The organism is Collinsella aerofaciens (genome assembly GCF_020709435.1).
GTDB lineage: Bacteria > Actinomycetota > Coriobacteriia > Coriobacteriales > Coriobacteriaceae > Collinsella > Collinsella aerofaciens_AU.
The window spans coordinates 142,978-162,949 of the sequence record NZ_JAJFDP010000002.1 but is presented as its reverse complement, the minus strand read 5'-3'; the positions used below and the strand labels follow the sequence as shown (position 1 = coordinate 162,949).

At 58.8% G+C, this 19,972-nt stretch carries 13 protein-coding genes; 10 read left to right on the top strand and 3 right to left on the bottom strand.

Annotated features, from left to right (window positions below):
- Positions 1-181: 181 nt before the first annotated feature.
- From LK493_RS02450 to LK493_RS02440, 3 genes are all read right to left on the bottom strand, one after another.
- The gene (locus LK493_RS02450) at positions 182-1,354 is read right to left on the bottom strand and encodes a hypothetical protein (protein ID WP_195363721.1); all 1,173 of its coding nucleotides are present in this window, start codon (positions 1,352-1,354) and stop codon (positions 182-184) included.
- Positions 1,355-1,462: 108 nt separating this feature from the next.
- The gene (locus tag LK493_RS02445; RefSeq protein WP_227790004.1) at positions 1,463-2,302 is read right to left on the bottom strand and encodes a MerR family transcriptional regulator; all 840 of its coding nucleotides are present in this window, start codon (positions 2,300-2,302) and stop codon (positions 1,463-1,465) included.
- A 61-nt stretch (positions 2,303-2,363) separates the two neighbouring features.
- Entirely contained in the window at positions 2,364-3,710 is a 1,347-nt protein-coding gene (locus LK493_RS02440; RefSeq protein WP_227790003.1) for an MATE family efflux transporter, read from the bottom strand.
- A gap of 259 nt (positions 3,711-3,969) precedes the next feature.
- Here LK493_RS02440 and LK493_RS02435 point away from each other — a divergent pair, with 259 nt between their 5' ends.
- The 10 genes from LK493_RS02435 (at position 3,970) to LK493_RS02385 (ending at position 19,901) form a co-directional block, all read left to right on the top strand.
- On the top strand, positions 3,970-5,799 hold the full coding sequence (locus LK493_RS02435) for an ABC transporter ATP-binding protein (RefSeq protein ID WP_227790002.1): 1,830 nt from the start codon (positions 3,970-3,972) through the stop codon (positions 5,797-5,799).
- Positions 5,792-7,690 carry an ABC transporter ATP-binding protein gene (locus tag LK493_RS02430; RefSeq protein ID WP_227790001.1) on the top strand — a complete coding sequence of 633 codons (1,899 nt, stop codon included), beginning with the start codon at positions 5,792-5,794 and terminating at the stop codon, positions 7,688-7,690. The genes LK493_RS02435 and LK493_RS02430 overlap by 8 nt, the downstream gene beginning before the upstream one ends.
- A 210-nt stretch (positions 7,691-7,900) precedes the next feature.
- On the top strand, positions 7,901-8,938 hold the full coding sequence (locus LK493_RS02425; protein WP_227790000.1) for a hypothetical protein: 1,038 nt from the start codon (positions 7,901-7,903) through the stop codon (positions 8,936-8,938).
- A 235-nt stretch (positions 8,939-9,173) separates the two neighbouring features.
- The gene (gene moaA / locus LK493_RS02420) at positions 9,174-10,229 is read left to right on the top strand and encodes a GTP 3',8-cyclase MoaA (RefSeq protein ID WP_227789999.1); all 1,056 of its coding nucleotides are present in this window, start codon (positions 9,174-9,176) and stop codon (positions 10,227-10,229) included.
- A gap of 4 nt (positions 10,230-10,233) precedes the next feature.
- Entirely contained in the window at positions 10,234-11,538 is a 1,305-nt protein-coding gene (gene mobB, locus LK493_RS10350; RefSeq protein WP_408583384.1) for a molybdopterin-guanine dinucleotide biosynthesis protein B, read from the top strand.
- A gap of 266 nt (positions 11,539-11,804) precedes the next feature.
- On the top strand, positions 11,805-13,085 hold the full coding sequence (locus LK493_RS02405; protein ID WP_227789998.1) for an MFS transporter: 1,281 nt from the start codon (positions 11,805-11,807) through the stop codon (positions 13,083-13,085).
- A 239-nt stretch (positions 13,086-13,324) separates the two neighbouring features.
- Positions 13,325-14,146 carry a Cof-type HAD-IIB family hydrolase gene (locus LK493_RS02400; protein ID WP_227789997.1) on the top strand — a complete coding sequence of 274 codons (822 nt, stop codon included), beginning with the start codon at positions 13,325-13,327 and terminating at the stop codon, positions 14,144-14,146.
- A 509-nt stretch (positions 14,147-14,655) separates the two neighbouring features.
- A complete protein-coding gene (locus LK493_RS02395) occupies positions 14,656-14,850 on the top strand; it encodes a hypothetical protein (protein ID WP_227789996.1) in 195 nt (64 codons plus the stop codon).
- A 259-nt stretch (positions 14,851-15,109) separates the two neighbouring features.
- On the top strand, positions 15,110-18,238 hold the full coding sequence (locus LK493_RS02390) for a Spy0128 family protein (RefSeq protein ID WP_227789995.1): 3,129 nt from the start codon (positions 15,110-15,112) through the stop codon (positions 18,236-18,238).
- Positions 18,231-19,901 (top strand): isopeptide-forming domain-containing fimbrial protein, encoded by a 1,671-nt coding sequence (locus tag LK493_RS02385; protein ID WP_227789994.1) that lies wholly within the window; start codon positions 18,231-18,233, stop codon positions 19,899-19,901. Before LK493_RS02390 ends, LK493_RS02385 begins: the two co-directional genes overlap by 8 nt.
- Positions 19,902-19,972 lie beyond the last annotated feature (71 nt).

Below are 19,972 nucleotides of genomic sequence, written 5' to 3'. Positions count from 1 at the left end.
ACGAGTTCCGTTCCCTCAATAGAATGAACGCTGCCGGCTCCAAAGACAAGGTAATCATCTCCTCCGCTATAGCGGGCTCTATCTGTGCATGAAGAAACGGATGCAAACATAGCGAAAATCACCAATATCGTAACCAGGGCAAAGGCCGTGGTGCCATAGCATTTTGATGGTGCCATCCGGTCTACCAAAAGACTGTTCCGTTCAATTTGACCATATTGGGCGTTGCATAGTTAATCGCTCGGGGATAAGTGTTCCATCCGTCGAATACTTCGAGCCACTGCAGTTCGATGCCAGAGCTTCCATTATGCCCAGTAAAATAGCCAGTTACCGTGACTGTATGACCTGATAGCTCGACGGATCCTTCACTGTTTCGGCTGTTGATCCACATATGATACAAGCCGATATTCCCTTGATCGATAGTTGCTCTGTACTGAGCGAATTGAGGCTGATAACCGAAAAATTGAGTATTAAGTGCTCTACCCTTTTGAGCGGCAAGACTTTTAAACGGAACAATTCCATCTGGGATGATCGTGCTTCCGTACTCGACGCCCTGATCATTGGTCTTATACGTTGTTGTGCCAGTGACGTTCCATATTTCTTTATAATAATCGGGATTAAATTGATTAGCGTTTGAACTGGTGAGACCGTAATGCATTGATACAGCGTACAAGGCAGAAACGACGCATGCATACTTATTAGTGCGGGCTTCAACTAATGATTCCGAGACTCCTCGGAACGGTATTCCGTTTAAATCGTCTATTTGGAAATGCAACATCAAGTCATCTTCATTGATAATGACTGCATCCCATGAAGTTGGGTTATTGCTTTGAGGTGCTATACCCTTTTCGGTGACAATTGGGACAGACCGTATATTGTTATAGTTGGTTACACAGTCTCTAGTTCCTGGCACCAAAGTTCCATATTCAATATCGTTGTACGAAATTAGTACGGTTGGGTTTGTGGCCTGTTGGCCGGAATAAGTTGAAATGGCGTTTGATAGAGAAGCTGAAATCGGAAGAATGGTATCGCCGAGGGTTATCTCCTTCAGAAGCCCAGGATATGATGCGTCAAGTATTAAATAACCGTAAGGGCTTCCTTCCCTTGTGACACTGATTTCATAGCCACAGATAAGGCCGATTTGTTGGCATACGGGAACGATTTGCTCGATCTCTAAGTTCGCGGATCCGTCGACGATGGGCAACAGGGAAAGCGCGTAGTCTTGTGCTAGGTCTGATGTAAAAGCGACGGATGAGTTTGAGTCGGCAGCGAATACTCTTGTTGGGCGTGACGCGGATAAGCCGATGATCGAGGCTAGGCCGAGAAGAAACGAGCGACGTGATTGAACTCTGGGCATAATGTCTCCTGCCTATGGGGGGCAATATGCTGTCATTTTATTTGCTACATAATACAATCTAATTCGGATTAAGGTAAATGGATGGAATTGCTCGATAAATGGGAGTGATTAGCGGACCGGTATCGCGATCCTCGTCACATACGCCCCCGGGTCGTCGCTGATGATGTCGTCGATCAGGGCGATCTCGCGCGAGGGATCGGCGGGTGTCAGGTTGCGCTCGCGCATATAGCTGAGCAGCTGCTCATAGCGTGGGGTTGCTTGCCCGTGCGTGCCGCGAAAGCTAATGGTCAGGCAGCGCGCGGCGGGTCGCGTCTCGAGGTCGCCCACGTAATCATCGGTGTCATCGAGCAGCAAAAAGACCTCGTCGTAGCCATCAAAGTCGCCGGCGGCGAGGCGCTCGGCGCTAATCCCAACGCCCAAGTTGCCCAGAAAGACAAAGGTCTCGTGCTGGCCCTTCTGCAGCTGACGAATCTGCCACTCCAGCGCATAGGCGTCGGTAGGCTTGACGCGTTCGCGCAATACGGCGCAGCGAAGCTCGGGCGCATCGATTGCGCAAATGGTATCGAGCTCGGTGTTCAGGGCATTGTGAAGCAGGGCAAGCCGGTTGTCGATCTTGCGCGACACGCGCTCCAGCTCGCGGCGCTTGCGCTCGATGAGCTCCTGCTGCTGAGCCAGCTGCCGCTGCATAAGGTTCACGTCGCGCGTGGTCACAAACTCACGGATTAGCGCGAGCGGCAAGTCGAGAACACGCAGGTGGCTGATGGTGTTGAGAGTGGAGAGCTGCCGCGATCCGTAGTAGCGGTACCCACTCGCCGGATCGATGTGTGCCGGGTCCAGCAAGCCCATCTGCTCGTAATGGCGCAACGTGCCCACGCTTAGGTTAAACAAGCGCGCCACCTCGCCAATGCGGAGCAGACCCTCGGTATGTTCAGTTGGCGAGTCGGTCATGGCGCCGCTCCTTTCAATGGACGGGGAAGGGGCGCCGAGGTCGTACGACGCAAACGATCCTCTACGCCATCAGCTTGTCAAAAGCTCCGCGGCGGTTGAGTACGGTAAATGCCATCACGCAAATGACTGCCGACAAAATCGATCCGCACGGCGAGGCGATGCCCATGGGAAACAGCGTGTTGGAATAGGCGTTCGACAGCAGCCACGCGCCCGGCACGCGAATGAGCGCCACGGCCAGCACGTTGTGCGCAAAGCCGATGTAGCTCTTGCCGTACGCAGCGAAAAAGCCGCTAAAGCAAATGTGGATGCCGGCAAAGATTGCGTCGAAAATGTAGCTGCGCATATAGCCGGTACCGGCCGCGACCACTGCAGCGTCCTTGGCAAAAAAGCCGATAAACGCCGGCGCCACCAGCCACATCAGCGCTGTGATCAGGCAGCCATACACTACCGAGATCGTCATGGCATCTTTGAGTACCTGACGTGCACGATCGCCCTTGCCTGCGCCGGCGTTTTGCGCCGTGAGTGCGCTGACGGTGGCGCCCATGGAGCTCGGCACAATGAACAAGAAGCTGATCATCTTCTCGACCAGGCCCACGGCGGCGGCGTCGACGAGTCCTCGGTGGTTGGCGATGACGGTGATAAACATAAACGCCACCTGGATGCAGCCGTCCTGCACGGCCACGGGCACGCCGATCTTAAGAATGCTGCCGAGCACCTCGGGCTGGGGGCGCAGGTCGCTGCGCTTAACGTGGATGTTCGTGCGGCGGCTCTTGAGCCACACGAGCGCGAGGGCAACGCTGGCCGTCTGGGCGGTCACCGTGCCGAGCGCCGCGCCCACGGGGCCGAGCCCCATGTGGCCGATAAACAGAAAATCGAGCGCGATATTAATGATGCATGCCACGCCAATCACGTACATGGGCGAGCGCGAATCGCCCAGTCCGCGAAAGATGGCCGAAAGAATGTTGTACGCGGCGATAAAGGGAATGCCGACAAAGCAGATGCGCAGGTAGGCGGCGGTTCCTTCGACTGCCTCGGCCGGCGTGCCAATGAGTGCCACGATCTGCGGGCACAGCGCGAGCAGGACAGCGGCCAGCACCACCGAGACACCCATAAAGAGCGTAATGGTGTTGCCGATGGCGGTCTCGGCGCGATCGAAGCGACGCGAACCCACGGCGTGGCCGACGATGACCGTCGTTCCCATGGCCAGACCCACGAGCGTCACGGTAATGATGTAGAGCGTCTGCGCGCCATTGCCCACGGCGGTGATGCCGGCAGCGCCGCTAAACTGCCCCATCATGTACAGGTCGGCCATGCCGTAGAGCATCTGCAAAAAGTACGAGAGCATATAGGGCAGGGCAAAGACCGCGATGGTCTTAAGGACATTGCCGCGTGTGAGGTCGTGTTCCATGGGCGGGACTTTCTGGCTTGTTTCGTTTACGTACCAGTGTAGTGAAAACCCTACAACGATTGTAGAGTCAAGCTTTGTGTTGACGCCGGAGCGAAAAAAGTCTCGCGCACCATTATTCCGAGTGAATATGGACACACATCACGAGAACTCGCCGCCGGCGCTAACCTTGCAGAAAACGATTTCGGAATACTTGACACCATTATTCGGCGCGCAATAATACGTGCGTTTGCGAACAACGTTTGATGGGGGTTGAACCTGCGTGCGCAATCTCAAAATACTGTTTTCCTATCTAGGGGCATACCGTCGCGACGCCATCCTCGGCGTGTTCTTTGTGTCGGTCGAGACGGTGCTCGAGCTGTTTATCCCGGTCATCATGGCCAACATCATCGATGTGGGCGTGCCTGCGGGTGATATCAACTACATGCTGCTGCAGGGCGCGTACATGTTGGTGTGCGCCGCGCTTTCGCTGGTACTGGGCTTGGGTTATGCCCGCACGTCCGCCCGCGTTGCCTCGGGCCTAGGCGCTAACCTGCGCGAGGCCGAGTACAAAAAGATTCAGACGCTCGCTTTTGGTAACCTGGACAACTACGACGCCAGCTCACTCGTCACCCGCATGACCACGGACATCACCGTTATCCAAAATGCTGTGGGCAACGGCTTTCGCCCTATGGTGCGCGGCCCGGTGACGCTTATCGTCGGCCTTATCTACGCGCTGATGCTGTCGCGCCCGCTCGCCACCGTCTTTGCGATCATCTTGCCCGTGCTGGCAATCGTACTGGGCGCCATCACCTATCGCGTCAGTCCGCTCTACCGCCAACTCCAGACCTCGATGGACCACCTCAACGGCGTGGTACAGGAAGACCTCACCGCCGTGCGTGCCGTCAAGGCCTACGTTCGTACCGAGCACGAGGAGGCCAAGTTCGACACCGTCAATACCGAGCTCGCCGGCACTGCGACGAAGACCTTTGGCAACGCGGTGCTCAACCTGCCGGTGTTTCAGCTGTCGATGTACGTGGCTGCGCTCTCTATCCTGTGGATTGGCGGCCGCATGATTCTCGCCGGCAAGCTGGGCGTGGGCTCGCTCACGGGCTTTATGAGCTACGTGCTGCTGATCATGAATTCGCTCATGATGATTTCCAACGTGTTTTTGCTGCTCACGCGCGCTCTTACGAGTGTGGGCCGTATCGCCGAGGTGCTCGATGAGGAACCCTTTATCGCCAACCCCGCGGGAGACCTCGCGATTGCGGCACCAGCGGACGGCAGTATCGAGTTTCGCGACGTTTCCTTTAAATACCGCGCGGATGCAGCCGAGGATGTGCTCGAGCATATCGACCTTCGCATCGAGAGCGGCTCGACGGTGGGCATCCTCGGCGGTACGGGATCGGGCAAGAGCTCGCTTGTGCAGCTGATTGCGCGCCTGTACGACGCTACCGAGGGCGCCGTGCTTGTGGGCGGACGTGACGTGCGTGACTACGACCTCGCGACCCTACGCGACGCCGTGGGCATTGTGCTGCAAAAGAACGTGCTGTTTACGGGCACCGTGCGCGAGAATCTGCAGTGGGGCAATCCGCAGGCGTCGGACGATGAGCTCCTCGCGGCTTGCCGCGCGGCGTGCGTGGACGAGTTCCTTGATCGCATCGGCGGGCTGGACGGCGAGTTGGGCCAAGGCGGCGCCGGTGTCTCGGGTGGCCAGAAGCAACGCCTGTGCATCGCGCGCACGCTGCTCAAGCACCCGCGCGTGCTCATTTTTGATGACTCCACCAGCGCGGTCGATATGGCGACCGACGCAAAGATTCGCGAGCACATCGCTCGGATTCCCGATGCGACCGTGCTCATCATCGCCCAGCGCATCGCGAGTGTCATGGATGCCGATCGTATTGTGGTGCTGGACGACGGTCGTGTCCACGGCGTGGGCACGCACGAGGAATTGCTGGCGGGCGACAACATATACCAGGAGATTTACGCCTCGCAGATGGAGTTTGCGGGGAACGCGGACGCCGGCGATGGCAACGACGGTGGCTGCGCGAATGATCCGTTTTCCTCCGTCGCATGCGGATCACCCTTGGAAGGGGGTGAGCGCCATGCCTAAGACCGCAGCCCAAGCACGCCCGGCCGACCTCAAGCGCACTGTACGCCGCTTGCTCTCCTACATGGGGCATGCCAAGTTCTCGTTGCTCGCGGTGGGCGTGCTCGCCTCCGTCGCCGCCATCGCGAGCCTCGCCGGCACCTACATGGTGCGCCCCATCGTTAACGGTTTGGCCACGGGCGGGGAGGAACTGCTCGCCAAGCAGGTCATCCTGACGGCGATCATCTACGCCGCGGGCGTGCTCTCGGCCCTGGGCTACTCGCAGATCATGGTGCGCGCGGCCCAACGCGTGGTGTCCGATATTCGCCGCGACCTGTTCGCGCACATCCAGACGCTGCCGCTCAGTTATTTTGACAGCACGCGCTCGGGCGACATCATGAGTTTTTTCACCAACGACGTCGACACTGTCTCCGAGGCGCTCAACAACAGCTTTGCCAACGTGATTCAGGCCGCTATTCAGGTTGTGGGCACCACGGCCATGCTCATCATCCTTAACTGGCAGCTCACGATTATCACACTCGTGTGCGATGCGGCCATTGTGCTGTATGCGCGCTACTCGGGCGCGCGTTCTAAGCGTTTCTTTGCCGCCCAGCAGGCATCGCTTGGCGACCTGGACGGATATATCGAAGAGATGGTCTCGGGCCAAAAGGTCATCAAGGTCTTTAACCGCGAGGCAGCGAATGTCGCCGGCTTCACCTGCCGCAACGACGAGCTTCGCCGCACCGGCACCGCCGCCGTGAGCTATGCTAACTCCATGGTGCCCATGACCGTCGTGATTGGCTACGTCAACTATGCCATCGTCGCCGTGGCGGGCGGCATGCTCTGCATCAAGGGCCTGGCCGATGTGGGCGCGCTTGCAAGCTACCTGGTCTTCGTTCGCCAGGCGGCCATGCCCATCAACCAGTTTACGCAGCTGGGCAACTTCTTGCTCAATGCGTTGGCCGGTGCCGAGCGCCTGTTTGCGGCTATGGACCTTAAGCCCGAGGTGGACGAGGGCTGCGTGGAGCTGGTGCAGACGGGCGACGCCGCGTGGGCGTGGAAGATTCCCGAGGGCCAGGGCGTGGGCGCGTACGGGCACTTGCATGACGTGGCAGCCGTTGATGAGTCGGGCCGCGCGGTGGCCGCCGACGGCACCGAGCTCACGTGCGGCTTGGTCCCGCTTGCCGGCGACGTGCGCTTCCATGCCGTGGACTTTTCCTACGTGCCGGGCACCCGTGTGCTCACGGATCTCAACCTGTTTGCCAAGCCAGGGCAAAAGATCGCGTTTGTGGGCTCGACGGGCGCCGGAAAGACGACCATCACCAACCTCATCAACCGCTTCTACGAGGTCGATGACGGCGAGATCACGTACGACGGCATCGACGTCAAGCACATTGCCAAGGCCAGCCTGCGCGGGTCGCTCGGCATTGTGCTGCAGGACACGCACCTGTTTAGCGGCACCATTGCGCAGAACATCCGCTTTGGCAAGCTCGACGCGACCGACGAGGAGGTGCGCGCCGCTGCCGAGGCCGCCTGCGCCGACTCGTTTATCCGCCGCCTGCCGCGGGGCTACGACACACCGGTCACGGCCGACGGCGCCAACCTGTCGCAGGGTCAGCGTCAGCTGCTCGCCATCGCGCGCGTGGCCGTCGCCGATCCGCCGGTGCTCATCCTGGACGAGGCCACGAGTTCCATCGACACGCGTACCGAAAAGCTCATCGAGCGCGGTATGGACCGCATCATGCGCGGTCGCACCACGTTTATGATCGCGCACCGCCTGTCCACTGTCCGCGACGCCGACGCCATCATGGTCCTCGAACACGGCCGCATCATCGAGCGCGGCACACACGAAGAGCTGCTCGCCCAGCACGGCGAGTACTGGCAGCTGGCGCATGGCTTAAAAGAGCTGGATTAACCCGTTCGAGCACGATGCTTTGATCCCTCCGTGCCCCTCACCTCAAACCATCACAACATTCGACGGTTTTTGCCAAAATCAGGAAAAGCATCGAATGTTGTGATGGTTTTTCTGCCACTCGACCGGGTGGAATCGCTTTCTTGTGCACGAAGGTGTGCGGATCAGTGGGCAGGGGAATAAGGTTGGTTATCCGACTCCATTGGAGGGCTCATGGACCTGCCGATCGTCCTGTCCCATAAGACTGCCTGGCTGTACCACAACGTGGCGCGCCCGTCCGAGCCGCTCTCGCGAGCAAGCAGCCTATACGATGAGGACTCGCTTGCTAGCGAGGCGGAGCCGACCGCGAGCCTGCCCAAATTGGGACTCGATGCCAAGGGGCTGAGGGCTTCAATGGCAGTTGGGATCGTTGCCGACTATCTGGTCTCGCTTGGTATTCCACGAGAAGAGCTCGATCATATCGATACGCTCGTCAACTTCGATTTTGAGCGCTCGACGCCGGCTGGATTTAGGTGCCATGTGTTTGGGGCGCCGGTACCTCCAGGCCATCTTATCGAGGTGGCAGAGGGCCTTCTGGTGGTTGATGAGGCCATGTGCTTTGTCCAAGCGGGTTCGTGGATGAGCGAGCCCGAGCAGCTGGAATATGGCTACGAAATCTGTGCCCGATACCATTTGAATCATCTGTCGACAGGCGATTATACCGAGATGGGGCAGAGGTATACCGTTGCCGACTTGATTGCTTATTGCAATGAGAACCGATCTCGTCAGGGGGCTATACGCGCGGCCGCCGTGCTCAAGCGGGTGCACGATGGCGCGCGATCGCCCATGGAGACGGCCACCGCAATCATGGTCGTAGCAAAACGTTCCCAGGGAGGGCTGGGATACGCCAAGGTTGAGCTCAGCCATCGGGTCGATGTTCCCAACGAATTCAAGTATCTCGCAAAGGCCGGGTATTTCGAGATCGACGTATATGCGCCCGCGAGCGGTACGGGGATTGAATACAACGGCTCGGACCATCTTGATAAACAGCGCAGCGCGTCGGATGCGGAGCGTATGACCGTGCTGGGTGCGCTGGGCTTTAGGATGATCATCCTCACCGGGACTCAGTTTGCCCATCAGCTGCAATTGCACCGGGCGATGAACGCTATCGCGCTCGCTATGGGCCTTAAGTGCGACCGGAGCGAGGCATTCCAGAAACGTCAGAACGACCTGCGAGAATTCGTGATTCGGCACTGGGATGGCGGCCTTTAGGGGCGCTTTGGTCCTTCTACGGGGTGCCGTGGGCAGGCAAACCGTCTCAATAATCGATGCTTTTCTCGATATTGAAGAAAATCATCGATTTTTGGGACGGTTTGGATGTTGAGGATGGGCTTGGGAAGTCCGTTTTGCTCGAAGCGACCTGTCCTGTCGTACGCATGTCGACCCATTCTTCCCGTGGGGTATTATGTTTCCCGAAGAATAAATCGCTGCACGAGGGGAGGGCTGCATGGACGGGCTCGTGCAACATGATGGCTTTGGTCGCGATATCAACTACCTGCGCATTGCCGTTACCGACAAGTGCAATTTCCGCTGCATCTATTGCATGCCGGCCGACGGCGTGGCGCCCCGTGCGCACGACGAGCTGCTCAGCGCCGAGGAAATCGCCCGCTTTGTGCGCTTGGTGGCGGGGGAGGGCATTCGCCGCGTGCGCCTGACGGGTGGCGAGCCGCTGGTCAGCCGCCGTATCATCCCGCTCATTCGTGACATCCGCGCAATCCCGCAGATCGAGGACATCTCGCTTACCACCAATGGCGCCCTGCTGCCCAACCTGGCGCCGCAGCTCAAAGATGTCGGGCTTGACCGCGTCAACATCTCGCTCGACACGCTCGACCCTACGCTGTTTGGAAAGATCACGCGCCTGGGTCGGCTCGAGCAGACCATGGCTGGCATCGATGCGGCGCTGGCTTGGGGCTTTGAGCCCGTTAAGGTCAACTGCGTTGTTGTGCGCCGGCTCAACCAGGATGTGGCGGCCCTCGCGCGGCTCACGCTCGATCGCCCCATCCACCTGCGCTTTATCGAATACATGCCCATTGGCGACGAGCGTACGAGCTCGCATTGCGCTGTGGACCCGCATGCGCCCGCGCTCAATCCCGAGCTGTGGGACGCGAGCGACACCGTGCCGAGCGACGAGCTGCGGGAGCGCATCAATGCCGGGGCCGCCGCGACGGGACTGGGCGAGCTCGAGTCGCTCGACATCAACGACGCTCCTGCCGGCGCGGGCCCTGCGCGCTATTGGCACTTTCCGGGCGCGGCGGGAACAGTCGGCTTTATTAGCGCCATGTCAAACCATTTTTGTGCGAATTGCAACCGTCTGCGCCTGACGGCCGATGGCAACGTGCGTCCGTGCCTGTTCAGCGATGCCGAGTATTCGGTGCGTGAGGCGCTGCGCCGTGGTGATGATATGCAGGTACTTTCGATTTGGCGCGATGCCGTGGCCCACAAACCGCAGGAACACGCGATAATTGAGGGCACGCAACGATTTATGTCCCAAATCGGAGGATGATCATATGGCCAAGAGCAGGTACGCCGATGCCACCAAGGCCGCTCGCAGGGCCGCGATGTCTGCCCACAAAGTCACGGCTACGGCGAATGCTGGCAACGCCGACGCGTCCGCGCAGCCGACTGCCAACACTGCCGTCGAGCCCACCCGTGATGCCCGTCGCGACGAGCTGACGCACGTAGACGCCAAGGGCGAGGTACGCATGGTCGACGTGTCCGACAAGGCCGAGACTCATCGCATTGCCATCGCCGAGGGCACCATCCTCATGCACCCCGAGACGCAAGCCATGGTGCTGCAGGACCGCGCCAAAAAGGGCGACGTGCTTGCCTGCGCGCGCGTGGCGGGCATCATGGCCATCAAACGCACGAGCGACATCATCCCCATGTGCCATCCGCTGCTCATTACCAAGAGCAAGTGCGACATTGCGCCCATCGCTGCGGCGGGGACGCCGGCCGAGGACGTGCTCGAGGGCTGGGCGCCGGCGCGCGCGGACGGGCAGGTTGGCTTTCACGTACTGGTCACGGCCGGCGTGACGGGCAAGACTGGTATCGAGATGGAGGCTCTGACCGGCGCGAGCGCCGCGTGCCTAACGATCTACGACATGTGCAAGGCCGTCGATCGCGGCATGGAGATCGTTGACGTGCGTCTGCTGCACAAGGAGGGCGGCCGCTCGGGTGTGTGGAATCGCGCAGAGCGTCAGGCCGCCGCTGTTGAAGCCGCGGGAGCTGCGGGCGACGCACCCGCGCCCGCGCCCGTCGCCGTCGCGCCCGCAGCTCCGGCACCGGTCGTCCCTGCGATCGCGTTTATCGGCTACCAAAACTCGGGCAAGACCACGCTCGTCGAGAAGGTTATCGCCGAGCTCACCCGCCGCGGCCTGCGCGTGGGTTCGCTCAAGCATCACGGGCATCACGGCTTTGATATCGATGTACCCGCTAAGGACACCTGGCGCCATCACCAGGCCGGATCCAAGCACGTGGGGCTCATCTGCGCCACGCGCTGGGCGGAGTACGCCGATACGCGCGAGGAGGACGAGATGCCCGCGCGCGAGCTGCTGTCGCGCTACAACGATGTCGACGTGGTGATCATCGAGGGTTACAAGACCGAGGGCTTCGACAGCATCGTCGTCGCGCGCTCCGGTGTCGACCGTCTGCGCGGCAAGAGCTCGCTCGACCTGGTCGACGGTCACACGCTGGCCCTTGCCTGCAACGAAGCCCTGGCGCGTCAGGCCTTCGACGCCGGCTTCGCGACCCGAGCCATCAACATCAACGACGCCCGAGCCATCTGCGATCTTATCCAAGATCATCTGGCCTAAAACCTGCCAAAAAGGGACAGGTTTATTTTGGCAGGTTTTATCTGAGCAAGCGCCATTTCCACCACAAAGGGGCCAGGCACCTTTGTGGTGGATTTTGCTTTGGTAGATGTGTGGGGCATGCCTTACAATCTACCAAGTAGTTCATGACGGGCGAAAAACGGAGAGAAGGGGGCTTGATGCGTCCTTAATGTTTCATACGGATAGATTGATTTGGCAGACGGTGGCGAATGCTCGCCGTCCGCATTCGTATGAAACAAGGAGTCTCCATGCTCGCCTCTCTTTTCTCAAAGCCTCAATCATCGCTGTCCGTGCAGGCCAAGCGCCTGGTGGCGATGCGCTTTCTCATCTACACCGGCTTTCAGACCAGCTACTTTATCGGCGTCATCGGGACGCTCACCTATGCGGACGGCGCTTCGGTCGTCGCGACATCGCTGGCCGTCCTTTTTATGAACGTATTCGTGATCTTGGGATCCTTTGCGGGCGGCGCGGCGCTCGACGCTTGGGGCCCACGCCGTCATTTCTTGCTGAGCATCATCGGCGCTCTCGCAACTGGCGCGGCGATCCTCGTTTTTGGCAGCGCGACCGGAACAGTCCTTGCCGGCGCGGTGCTCCTGGGCTTTGTGATGGGATTCGCCCAGCCCATCGCCACGTCCTATCCGGCGTATCTCACCGACGACCCCGTTGAGCTCAAAGACATCAACTCCGCCATCGCCATGTTCTCAAACGTGAGTATCATCGTTGGCCCCACGCTGGGCGGCTTTGTCGCGGCGGCTGCGTCGTCGCGCGCGGTGTTCGTGCTCATGATGATCTTTACCGTACTGGCGCTCGTCGCCGGTTGGGGCTTTAGGCCGCAGACCAGCCATGTCGCCGGAGATGCGGATGCCGATTCGTCAGAGGAAGGGGAGCGTGCGGGACAAAGCTCCAACCCCAGCACATCCACCCGCGCCACCTTCGCAGCCAGCATCAAGACAGTCTTCACCAACAGCGTCCTCGCGCTACTTTTCTGCATCATTTTTCTTTCGAACTTTGGCTACGGTGCCTTCGATCCGCTGGAGTCGTTCTTCTACCGCGATGTCCTGCACGTCGGCGTTGAGTGGATGGGCTGGCTCTCTTCGGCATCCGGCGTGGGTGCGGTGCTGGGCGCCGTGGTCGCGCTCCGCTTGCCGCCACGCTTCGTCAGCCTCAAAATGCTGCTCGCGGCACTTATGTCCGTGGGTCTGGGAAGCCTGCTCTACGTGGGAACGCCGTACGTGGACGTAGCCCTTGTCGGCCAGATTGCCCTGGGCGTGGCCTGGGGCGTTGTCAACCCGCTCCACAACACTATCGTGCAAACGACGGCCCCGCTCGAGCAGCTCGGTCGCGTGAACTCGGTCATGGGCTTTGGCAATATGTTCGCCGGCGTGGCCCCGCTGGCGATTGCCCCGTGGCTGGCGGCGACGTTTGGCGTGCAGCAGACGCTCATCGGGGCGGGTATGGTCGTGACGGCGGTTCCCGCGGCGCTGCTGCTGTTTGGACGCCGGCATTTGGATCGTGCCGCAAGGCAGTAAAACCATCACAACATTCGATGAAAATCGCGATTTTGCCGAAAAACGTCGAATGTTGTGATGGATTGCGCTCAGGACCAGGCCATCCTGCGAGTCCGGCTCCTCTGCGGGCCAGGCCATCACAAAGGGGCCAGGCACCTTTGTGATGGTTTTGCTTTGAGGGGCCGCACCTGCGCCTTGGTATACCATGTATGCCGTTTGCGAATACATCCAGCACCGCCGCACAACCCAGAAAGGCTCCCATGGACACCACCTTCAACCACATCAAAGCCGTGTTCTGCGATATCGACGGCACACTGCTCACGAGTCAGCACACGGTGTCACCGCGCGCCGTGGCGGCGATCCGCGCCCTGCGCGAGCGCGGCGTGCTCTTTGGCCTGTGCACCGGGCGCGACGCCCACGCGACCGAGGCCATGTATGAGCTCTGGGGCATCGACGGCTTGGTGGACGTGATGGTGGGCTGCGGCGGCGCCGAGGTCATCGATCGCGCGCACGGCATCAACGAGCTGAGCTACCCGCTGCCGGGCGAAACCATCGCGCGCATCTGCAAGCACATGGCAGACCTTCCGGCAACGCCCGTTTGCCCCCGAGACGGCGTGTTCTACGTTCCCGAGACCAACGCGTGCGTCGAGCATTTATCGCGTGTCGACGGCGTGCCCTATAAGGTTGTCGATTTTGCCGAGTTTTTGCGCGAACCGCAGCCCAAGGTGATGTTTACCATGGCGCCCGAGGTGATGCCGCGGGTGATTGAGCGGGCGTCGACGTTTGCCGATAACACCGTTAAGGCGGCGGCTCTGCAAACCACGCAGCGGCTCTACGAGTTCATGGATCCGCGCGTGTCCAAGACGCGCGGTCTTGCGCGCGTGGCAGAGCTCAACGACATGGAGCTCCAGGACATCTGCGTGTTTGGCGATGCCGATAACGACACCTGCATGGTGGCTGACGCCGGCGTGGGTGTGGCCATGGCAAACGGCAGCGATGACACCCGCTCCGCCGCCGATTTTGTAACCGCGAGCAACGACAAAGACGGCATCGCGATCTTTATCGAGGAACATCTGCTGTAGCGCCCGGGGGGGGAGAACCACCGCAAAGGGGGCAGGCTCCTTTGCGGTGGCCTCTGGCGATTTGGGTGAATTGATACCTAAAATCTGCGCGAAAATTCAAATAACGCTGTCTGAACATCATGCTTCTAACTACCGATGAGGTAAAGATATTCCCATCAATTTGGTAGTCTATTCCTCCCGGTTAATGACCTACCGTTCACGGTCGATTTTCGACCGTTCACAGGATGCTTGCTCTTGAGCAAAATGTTGTGCAAATAAATAAAATGCTATTAAAAAACTGATAACTAACTTAATTACCAGTAGAAACAGATATTTTATAGCGAATAAAAGAAAGCAAATCTGAGTAAATGTCAAGCGAATTGAGAACTGGCTACAAAAATGTCGGTTTTGTTGCTCGGATGTTTAAACAATAGTTACAATAGTATTACTAAGCGTGCGCAATTACAGATTGCGCAGATACGTTTGATAGTGAAAGAGCAAGATCGCGGTCTCTTGGTGAGGAGACATCAATGAAAGCGAATTCAGAAAAAACTAAGCAGAGTAAAAAAGCGACGCGCCGCGTACTGGCAGGCGTTTTGTGCGGAGCCTCCGTTTTGAGCCTGGTGCTGTCGCTCGTCATGCCTCCGATCTCGCAGGCCATTGCCAACGATGCCCAGACGGTTTCTACCGAGGAAACTGTGATGGGGGGGGGGTTCCTCAACTGAGTCTACTGATGTAGACGACACTACCAACGGGGATACCGAAAACCAGAATAGTGACGACGCTGAGGGTGGCGCGAGCGAAGACGCCGCTGCCGCAGGCCTGCCGTCCGACGACACGAAGGTCGAGGGTGACACGCAGCCTTCCGACGCACAACCTGCGGATGACGGTGCTAACGGCGAGGGCGCAATCTCACTTGCTGCAAATAATGAATTGACTTATACAATCAGCAGTGGGGCTGAACTCAGCACGAAGCTTCTTGACATGAAACTTCGCGATGCATCCGGCTCAGCTATTTTTGAGCTCGTTAACGATATTGAATGCAACCAAGAGATTAGGTTTGAACAAACTGACAACAACCCTATCAATATCACCCTTAATCTAAACGGTCATAAGATCAAGTGCTTGAACACCGATAAGCCGTTATTTGATGTTGCTAATGGCGCAACACTTACAATTAAGGACGAAATTAAGGACTCCGCGCCGGTGACTGAGACGGTCAACGATGTCCAACAGCTGACTGATCAGGGGCAGAAGCTGAATCCCGATAATTATGGCAAGAAAGCCGTGCTAAATTACGTTGATGGCATTCCGTCTAATCTTACCTACTACGTGACCAAATCGACCCCGAGTGGTACAGGGACAATCGAGACGCTTGTCAGTCATAACGTCGATATTAAGGGTGCCATCGTGGCGTGCGGCGGCAACGCAAATCTAAAGCTCATCAATCTGTATAACAACAACGGCAAGGGCGGCACGTTTAACCTTGTGAGCGGCGTGATCACGCAAAAACAAGGTGGCAGCGTTAGCAGCTTGGTTTATGCCGAGAACGGCTCTACCGTCAACATGAGCGGCGGCTATGTGTGTGGTGCTTCCAGCTTGCGTGCGGGCGGCGGAATTGAAATATGCAACAATTCGAGCCTCAACATTTCCGGTGGCGTAATTGCCGGCAACAGCGCTTATAGTGGCGGTGGTGTGCATGCCAACGCTTCCACGGTCACCATAACTAATGGCGTAATCTCCGGCAACAGCACGCTTGATTCTGCTGGCTTTGGTGGCGGCATCATGGCCGAATATGGCGGCAGCGTTACTGTTTCCGGCGGTTACATTACGAACAATCGCTATGCCAAATTCTGCGGTAAAGATGGCGATGGTTGTCATGGCGGCGCTGGGCTTGCTGCCAGAAACGGCGCCGATGTCGCCATTAAAGGCGGCCAGATTACTGGCAACTATTCCGAGGAAGCTGGCGGCGGCGTTTACGTTACCAATATTTCTTACCAAGGTATGGCATGGCTCAACATTACGGGAGGATATATTGCCTCTAACATGAGCTACCGATCTGAAGGTGCCGGCATCCGAGTGGGCCAGAAGGTTGACGCGATGATTAACGGCCCTAAAGATAGTAACGGCACTAAAAAAAGTACAGTCTACATCACAAACAATCGCTGCATGTCTCGCTACGACTGGGGCGGCGGCGGCATCTTTGTTCAGGGTGATTCGAATAACGCGGATAACGCAGGCAGGCTGTTTGTATACAACTCGTATATAAGCAGCAATACCGCTGGCGGCTATGGTGGCGGCGTTGCGGTTTGCCCATCGGGTAAGACCTTGGTAACGAACACTGAAGGCACGGCAATCTTTGGCAATAAGTCTGCCGGTAATGAGTTTCCTGGCGAAAATCATCCTAATCCTGCTTACAAGCAAGAGGGCAATTCCGGCAATGACAAAGCGCCCCATCTTTCTAAAGGCGGCGACGGTAAGAATCAAGACTATACCGCCTATTTGAAACCGGTTTTTCGTGACAATGGTCATGCCGATTTTTTCCTCGCAGCGCATGATCACAATACGTCGATCGCAGTTGTGACTGGTGAGATGCTTGGTGGTGGAGACGCCCGGTACTCGGGAAGCATCGAACTTGAAAAAGCTATCAACATCCCCGCCAACGGTGCTGTTGGGGTAAAAAATAGCATCGGTCTGACCTCGGGTGTTATGTCGGGTGTTATGGCCAAGGATGAGGCGGCGATTAATGCGCGGAATCAAGCGCAGAATGAAGCGACAACTTTCATCACGGGCAACTATTCCTGGGACCATGGCGGCGGCATCATGTCGAATGGCGACTTGTACCTAGGCGAGCCTGCGGATGCGTACGCCTACCCGAGCCTTAAGCTGAAGGCGACCAAGGAGTTGGCCGGCCGAGACCTCAAAGATGGGGAGTTCACCTTTTCGGTTTATCGCAAGAACTCGGGTACTGCGAAGGCGCCTTCTTGGGACGATAATGGTAATTTCATCAATGGTGGCTGCGAGTTTGTCAAATCTGCCCAGAATACCGCAGGCAACATCGCCTTTGACCTTAGCGAGAAGCTTAGCGAGCTTCTTAACAACGAACAGCTTCGCGAGCAATTCTTAGCGCAGGGTACTGGCGAAATTACATACTACTTGGTCGAAGATGCGGGCGATAAGCCTGGTGTTCATTACGATCGTGCTGTATACGAGATTAAGGTGACAGTCAAATGCACGCCGACTGTACTTATGTCTGTTCCGACACAGGGAAAGCCGGATGAGCCTAAAGATCTTAAGGTCTATAACTTCACGATTGATAGGGTGGACGTGACTAAGAATCCTGGGGGTTCAGCTAGCTCGCCGAGGACTGCGTCAGCAGATGATAATGGGTATTATTCGATCGTCGACTCCAGCAGCGCAACCTCCACCAATAAGGCAACCTTCACCAATACGTACGACCCTGAGGTTTCCTGGACTCCTAAGGCGACTAAGGTTGTTGAGGGTGGCGAGATGAAGGAGTTTACGCTTCAACTTGCGGAAGACAGCGAATTTAAAAACATCATCGGTGCTGCCGTGACCTCTGGTTCTGAGAAGACGCAGACGCTTCCGTTCATGGACGAAAACAATGACACGATTGAGCTCAAGTACTCGCTCTCTGATATCAGCAATAATCCCGGCGACCCGGGCGGCTCCACGGGTGGCTCTTTCAAGACCTTTACGTACTATGTGCGCGAGAAAACCGACGGTTCGCAGTTCTCGCACTACACGTACGACCACTCGGTCTATAGGTTCACGGTTAAGCCAATGTATGACACCAAAACAGGAGAGATCAACTGTAGGGTGACCTACATGAAGGGAACCGTTAACTCCGAAGGCAATTGGACAGCAGAAGACAATGCCAAAGAACAGACGTTCATCGACACCTCCGCCCCCAACTCCACCGACACCTCCATCCCCACCTTCACCAACACCTACTCCACCTCTTTGCCCCTTTCTGGTATGTCGGGCGTCACTCTGACGTACCTTGCCGGCGCGGCGGTGCTTTGCGCTGCTGCGGCCTGGATGCACATTCGTCGCAAGGCGAATGCGAAGGGGGGTGAGCGTCGTGAATAAGAATGTTAGCTCCTTCCCGATCTTATTTGCGCTGCTCGCCCTCTTGATCGGTGCCTGCGCGGTCGTGTTCCCCGCTTCCGCGCAGGCCGCGCCGACCTCGACCGGTTCCATTACGGTGAGCGGCACCGTGGCGAGCAGCTACAACGCCTACCAGATCTTTAGCGCCAATGTCGTCGACGGTGACAACGACGCTAAGATCGCCACCGGCCTCGCTTGGGCAAACAACGCCGCGCGCGACGCTGTCCTGCCTGTGCTGCACAGCGCGGGCATGCCCAATTCCCAGACCACCGCGCAGGAAGCCGCCGAGTGGCTCAACGCCGATTCTCACCTTTCGAGCGCGCTGAGCGCACAGCTCGCTCGTTCCCTCCAGAGCTCTGGCGCCGAGCCCGTGGCCCTTAACGCGGGCACGGCGGCCGAGCTGCCCTGCGGCTACTGGCTCATCGTCGCCGACGACGACGCCATCGCCCAGAACGAGGCCGGCACCGCGCCGATCATGGCCCTGGTCGGCGGCAGCGCCGTCGCCGTCAAGCCCAAGGCCGCGACCCCCAAGGTCAAAAAGCATGTGCTGGAGGACAGCACCGCCGCCTGGCAGAAGGCCGCCGACGCCACGGTCGCCGACGACCTGTACTGGCGCCTCTCGGCTACGGTCCCCGCGGGGCTCACGGCCTATGACACCTATACGGTGCGGTTCGTCGACACCATGAGCGCGGGACTCGACCCCTCCAAGGTGGCCGCGAGCATGCGCGTGTACGTGGCGGCGGGCACGGACGGCGGCTTCGACGCCGTCTCGACCGGCAAGGACGGCCGCGCCGGCACCGAGCCCGCGAAGGGCTGGACCGATATCACGGCCCAGTGCGCCACCAAGGTAGCGGCCGACGGCAAGACCTTCACCGTGCGTACCGGCGATCTCATCGCCGCGCTCGGCGGGGCCGACGCCTTCACCGCGGGCGCCCGCGTGGTCGCCGTGTACAACGCGCCGCTCAACAGCGCATGCAACCACGGCATCGCCAAGGGCAACCCCAACGAGGTCTACCTGCGCTACCCGCGCTCTCCCTTTGCCGACCAGTCCGGCGACGCTGGCTTCACCCGCACGCCGAGCGATGACGCGTGCGCCTACACCTGGGATCTCGCGCTCACCAAGCGCGGCAGCGACGGCGACAAGCCGCTGCCCGGGGCGGTCCTGAGCATCACCGACGATCGCGGTCGCACGCTCGCGGCCAATGGCACGTGGGATGCGGAGGGCAAGGTTACCGTCACCACGGGCGAGGACGGCCGCGTGACCGTCTCGGGCGTGGACTCGGGCAAGCTGGAGGTCCGTGAGCTCAAGGCGCCCAAGGGCTACACCGCCTTTGATGGCACGCGCTCCGTGACGGTCAAGGCCGAGGGCCTGGATGTTGACCAGGTGGCCGCTGCCAAGCCCAAGCTCACCATCACCGCTGAGTCGCCCCTGCGCGCCGACAGCGCGGACGGGTCAACGGGCAGCCTGGAGGCGTCGCTCATCAACACGCCCACCGGCACGCCCCCTAGCACTGTCACCGGAGGCTTTATGCCCTCGACAGGCGATATGGCAATGTACGCCGTGGCCGCCGCAGCGGTCGCCGGAGCTGCACTGATCGTGGTCGCGCTCCTGATCAAGCGGGGAGGTGGCAGTCATACAGAGTAGTTGCCAGCCCCACAGAGAGCGGGGCGAGACATAACCAAGCAAATGCTTAGACACAGACAGATGGTTTTAGA

What these genes read in the sequence shown, in the direction of transcription:
- LK493_RS02450 (WP_195363721.1), bottom strand. Translation starts at nt 1,354, where the DNA reads ATGCCCAGAGTTCAATCACGTCGCTCGTTTCTTCTCGGCCTAGCCTCG.
- LK493_RS02390 (WP_227789995.1), top strand. Translation starts at nt 15,110, where the DNA reads ATGAAACTTCGCGATGCATCCGGCTCAGCTATTTTTGAGCTCGTTAAC.
- LK493_RS02425 (WP_227790000.1), top strand. Translation starts at nt 7,901, where the DNA reads ATGGACCTGCCGATCGTCCTGTCCCATAAGACTGCCTGGCTGTACCAC.
- LK493_RS02440 (WP_227790003.1), bottom strand. Translation starts at nt 3,710, where the DNA reads ATGGAACACGACCTCACACGCGGCAATGTCCTTAAGACCATCGCGGTC.
- LK493_RS02430 (WP_227790001.1), top strand. Translation starts at nt 5,792, where the DNA reads ATGCCTAAGACCGCAGCCCAAGCACGCCCGGCCGACCTCAAGCGCACT.
- mobB (WP_408583384.1), top strand. Translation starts at nt 10,234, where the DNA reads ATGGCCAAGAGCAGGTACGCCGATGCCACCAAGGCCGCTCGCAGGGCC.
- moaA (WP_227789999.1), top strand. Translation starts at nt 9,174, where the DNA reads ATGGACGGGCTCGTGCAACATGATGGCTTTGGTCGCGATATCAACTAC.
- LK493_RS02400 (WP_227789997.1), top strand. Translation starts at nt 13,325, where the DNA reads ATGGACACCACCTTCAACCACATCAAAGCCGTGTTCTGCGATATCGAC.
- LK493_RS02405 (WP_227789998.1), top strand. Translation starts at nt 11,805, where the DNA reads ATGCTCGCCTCTCTTTTCTCAAAGCCTCAATCATCGCTGTCCGTGCAG.
- LK493_RS02445 (WP_227790004.1), bottom strand. Translation starts at nt 2,302, where the DNA reads ATGACCGACTCGCCAACTGAACATACCGAGGGTCTGCTCCGCATTGGC.
- LK493_RS02395 (WP_227789996.1), top strand. Translation starts at nt 14,656, where the DNA reads ATGAAAGCGAATTCAGAAAAAACTAAGCAGAGTAAAAAAGCGACGCGC.